The following is a 2,199-nucleotide window of genomic DNA, read 5'->3' as shown; positions in this document are numbered from 1 at the left end:
AGCGCGCCCCGCTGGCCCCATAGCGCGCGAAACTGCCGCCACCGAGGTCGACCAGCACCCGCGCCTTGCCCTCCAGCCACAGCAGATAGCCCGCGCTGGTGCGCTCCTGCTGGGCCTCTGGGCCGCCAGAGCCAAGCACCTGCACCGCAACCGGTGCCTCACAGGTGCTGGCAGCGATGCTGCTCTCCGCGCCAAGGCTGGCCAGGAGCAACAACCCTGTGGCGACTCGCCATCGTCGTGATGGTCGGGCCGCGGCATCACGGCGCAGACTGGTCCACAACGGAATGCGCTGGTGCCAGCGCAGTGTGGAGGTAAAGCTTCCGCGGAACCGGCTGAGAAACGAAACGGCACTATCGGGGGTCTCTTGCATGGTGATTACCTCGTTTTGGGGTGGCGCCATGACGGCTGAGGTGGCCGCGAAGGTTCGCTGCAGATCACCCGTTAGGACCGTCCCCGCGGCGGCCTTCTTTCGCCATCCATCGAGCACTCAAAAGGAGCACTGCAAGAAAACGCGCGCCGCTCGGGTCTCAAAGGGGCAAACGGATCACATCCCCAGCCCCAGCCCCGAGGACCACCCGATGCCGGCCGATATCGATCTCACCACCCGTGTCGAGCTCCCACGCGCCGAGCTGCCCCAGGCTGAGCCCAGCGTCCTGGTGATCTTCGGCGCCAGTGGCGACCTAACCCGACGCAAGCTGATCCCGGCGCTGTTCCATCTCGCCGGCGAGGGCTGCCTGGCGCCGGAGCTGCAGATCATCGGCATCAGCCGCGATCCGATCGACGACGATGAATTCCGAGCCCAGCTCAAGGAGGCGACCGCCGCCTCCGCCGAGATCCCCCAGCTCGACGAGACCGCCTGGAACGCCTTTGCCGAGCGCCTGCACTATCTGCCCGGCGACTTCACCGAGGCGGGCACCTACCAACGGCTGAGTGAGACCCTGAGCCACCAGCCCACGGCCAACCGGCTGTTCTATCTGGCCACGCCGCCCTCGGTGGCGCCGACGAACCTTCGTCAGTTGGCCGCAGCCGACCTGAACCGCGAGCAAGACGGCTTCGCACGGGTGATCCTTGAGAAGCCCTTCGGCCATGATCTCGACTCGGCGCAGGCACTCAACGCCGTCGTCGCTGAGGGCTTCGATGAATCACAGGTTTATCGCATCGATCACTATCTGGGCAAGGAAACGGTCCAGAACATCCTCTTCTTCCGCTTCAGCAACGCGCTGTTCGAGCCGCTGTGGAACCGCAACCAGGTCGATTACGTCGAGATCACCGCCGCCGAGCCGCTCGGCGTCGGTCATCGCGCCGGCTACTACCAGGAGTCCGGCGCACTGCGCGATATGGTCGCCAATCACCTGCTTCAGCTGCTGGCACTGACCGCGATGGAGGCGCCGGTCACCTTCGACGCCGATGCGGTACGTGACAAGAAGATCGAGGTCTGGCGCAGCATCACCCCGATGACGCCCGAGCAGGTCGCCGAGCGCACGGTGCGCGCCCAATACAGCGCCGGCGAGAGCGAGGGCGCCTCGGTCGCCGGCTGGCTTGAGGAGCCGAAGGTGCCGGCGAGCTCGCGCACCGAGACCTTCGCCGCGCTCGACCTGCGCATCGACAATTGGCGCTGGGCCGGCGTGCCCTTCTATCTGCGCACCGGCAAGCGCCTCGCGCATCAGGTCACCGAGATCGCCGTGCACTTCCGCCATCCGCCGATGCAGCTGTTCCCGCACGAGGAGGCGCTCACGGCCAATGTCATCGTGATGCGCATCCAACCCGACGAGGGCATCAGCCTGGCATTCGGCGTCAAACAGCCCGGCGGCGAGCGCCGCGCGGTGCCGGTGTCGATGGACTTCTGCTACCACGCCGCGTTCGGCGACAACCCGCCCTCGGCCTACGCGGTGCTGCTGCTCGACGCCCTGCGCGGTGATCCGACCCTGTTCACCCGGCGCGATGGTGTCGAGGCGCAGTGGCGCCTGATCACCCCGATCGAACAGGCCTGGGCAGCCGACACCGCCGTCCCCTTGCCAGGCTATCGCGCCGGCAGCGACGGGCCGACCGAGGCCGATGCGCTGCTGGCCCGTAATGGCCACCATTGGCGCGCGATCGCCGACAACGTCGGGGCCTGCGTGCGCTGATTCGCCAGAGATACCGTTCAACCGCTCAACCGGGCCACAGGAGCACCAATGAATCAAGAGGCCAGACAGCGCG

At 67.0% G+C, this 2,199-nt stretch carries 1 protein-coding gene and 1 pseudogene; one reads left to right on the top strand and one right to left on the bottom strand.

All coding sequences use genetic code 11. The features are described from left to right. Positions 1-370: pseudogene (locus CKO42_RS26205) on the bottom strand (hypothetical protein); the annotation flags it as partial. Positions 371-578: 208 nt separating this feature from the next. On the opposite strand from CKO42_RS26205, the gene zwf reads away from it, so the two are divergent. Further along, a complete protein-coding gene (gene zwf, locus CKO42_RS26200; protein WP_200252284.1) occupies positions 579-2,126 on the top strand; it encodes a glucose-6-phosphate dehydrogenase in 1,548 nt (515 codons plus the stop codon). The last annotated feature ends 73 nt before the right edge of the window (positions 2,127-2,199 follow it).

This window comes from Lamprobacter modestohalophilus, from assembly GCF_016583905.1.
GTDB lineage: Bacteria > Pseudomonadota > Gammaproteobacteria > Chromatiales > Chromatiaceae > Lamprobacter > Lamprobacter modestohalophilus.
Note: the sequence above shows the minus strand (reverse complement) of the source record. Positions and strands in the feature narration are given on the sequence as shown.